General features: G+C 66.8%; 2 protein-coding genes. One reads left to right on the forward strand and one right to left on the reverse strand.

Features of this window, described 5'->3' with window-relative positions; translation table 11 throughout:
• Positions 1 to 344 precede the first annotated feature (344 nt).
• A complete protein-coding gene (locus ACRDUX_RS17440; RefSeq protein ID WP_526415274.1) occupies positions 345 to 599 on the reverse strand; it encodes a hypothetical protein in 255 nt (84 codons plus the stop codon).
• Between the two features lie 99 nt (positions 600 to 698).
• Here ACRDUX_RS17440 and ACRDUX_RS17445 point away from each other — a divergent pair, with 99 nt between their 5' ends.
• Positions 699 to 1,364, forward strand: coding sequence for a peroxiredoxin-like family protein (locus ACRDUX_RS17445; RefSeq protein ID WP_526415275.1), 666 nt, complete (start codon positions 699 to 701; stop codon positions 1,362 to 1,364).
• Positions 1,365 to 1,744 lie beyond the last annotated feature (380 nt).

Raw genomic sequence — 1,744 nt, forward strand, 5'->3', positions numbered from 1 at the left:
CACCCGGCGATTCCCGATGTACTGCTGCAGGTCTACGACGACGCGGCGTTCCAGTCGTATGAAATTCTCGCTGACGCGTTGGCAATCACGCCGAGCAGAACCTGAGAAGGGCAGGTGGGCTCGCCACGGCGTCGGCCGTGGCGGGCATCTACGGCGTCCGCGTTGGCTCAGTCCACGACGGCAGCCGCCACTGCCCAACTCGGAACGCCGTCGGATCACCCACGCACTCGCCCGGTGGTTCGCCTGTCGGCCCAACCATACGCGCAAGTGTGCCGCGTCCAGTGCAGTGCAGTGGACGGTGCGGCCGGGAAACAGGTGCACTGGAGCGTGGCTCGGCATACCTCTCAACTCTGTTGCGTTCCTGCGGCCGTGAAGGATTCGATGTGGTCGATCATGGCGTTGAGAGCCGTTTCGAGGGGTTCGCCGTCGCGTAGCGTCTTGCTCAGCAGAAGACCGCCCTGCTGGGCGGTCAGCAGTGCGATCGCCGGCCTGTCGACACCGGCGCCGGGCAGGAACTCGCCGCGATCTGCCATGGCGGCCAAGCCGGCGCGGATCGCCTGTTGCCAGCGCCTAGGCCGCTGCGAGGTCTTCGCGAGCATCGGTGACCATCCACAAAACCTACCGATTCTGGAGTGGACAATCCAGAAAATGAGTGCTTTTGTGGAGCTATCAATCCAATCCTTCGTGAAGGTGGCCCCATGACGACTCACACACCCAGCATCGGGGAGCAGACGCAGGCGTTCCTGGCGGGACCCGCCGCCGCACTGCCGGTGGCGGTCATGGACGCGTTCGCCGCCGAACACGCCGACCTGGACGAGGCGGGCGTGCCCGCCGGGGTGAGCGCACCGGGTGCGCTGATGCCCGACGGTGAGCTGCTCGACATCAGCGGCGCCGCGACGTCCTTGGCACGGGTTCGCGCCGGGCGGCCCGCGGTGGTGGTGTTCTATCGGGGCGCGTGGTGTCCGTTCTGCAACATCGCGTTGCGCACGTATGAGGCCGAATTGGCGCCAGCCCTTGCCGATCGGGGTTACGTCATGATCGCGGTCAGCCCGCAGAAGCCCGACGGGTCACTGTCCGCCGCGCAAACCAATGAGTTGACCTACTCGGTGGTGTCCGACCCCGGCAACCAGCTCGCCTCCGCTCTCGGCATTCTGACCGAGCCCGACGCGGAGGCCCTGGCAGCACAGCAGAAGGTGGGACTGGATCTGGCCGAGCACAACGCTGATGGCGGCCTGGCGCTGCCGATGCCCACGACGGTGGTCGTCGACACCGCCGGGGTGATCCGCTGGATCGACGTGCACCCCAACTACACGACCCGCAGCGAGGTGTCCGACATCCTGGCCGCGGTGGGCTCGGTCCGCTGACCTACATCGTCGACCGCGGGCTGCTCAGACGGCAGGTCAGAGGACATACGAGGAAGACCTCGCCCCGACGTCATCATCGCCGTCAACACGGTGCGCCATCTCTGAGAATGAGAAACGATGGCTACGGCAGCAGGGATGATCCACGGCCACGGGTTCCTCGTCATGCTCGACTCCGCTGGCTCCGTCAAGACTGACGGCGCCACTGGATCGCCCTGTTCACGCACCGCCGACGCCGCGGTGCCCCGAAAGGGGCAGGCGTTCGGGGCTCAGCGGTGTGCCGACAGCAGCGCCGCGAGGACCTCGGCGGCAGAGGCGGGAGCGGCCGGCTGGGTCCAGTACTTGTCGTCCTTGGTCACCACGTAAGGCGCACAGAAGACCGG

Origin of the sequence: Mycobacterium sp. (assembly GCF_050701675.1) — a bacterium.
GTDB lineage: Bacteria > Actinomycetota > Actinomycetes > Mycobacteriales > Mycobacteriaceae > Mycobacterium.

What these genes read in the sequence shown, in the direction of transcription:
- ACRDUX_RS17440 (WP_526415274.1), bottom strand. Translation starts at nt 599, where the DNA reads ATGCTCGCGAAGACCTCGCAGCGGCCTAGGCGCTGGCAACAGGCGATC.
- ACRDUX_RS17445 (WP_526415275.1), top strand. Translation starts at nt 699, where the DNA reads ATGACGACTCACACACCCAGCATCGGGGAGCAGACGCAGGCGTTCCTG.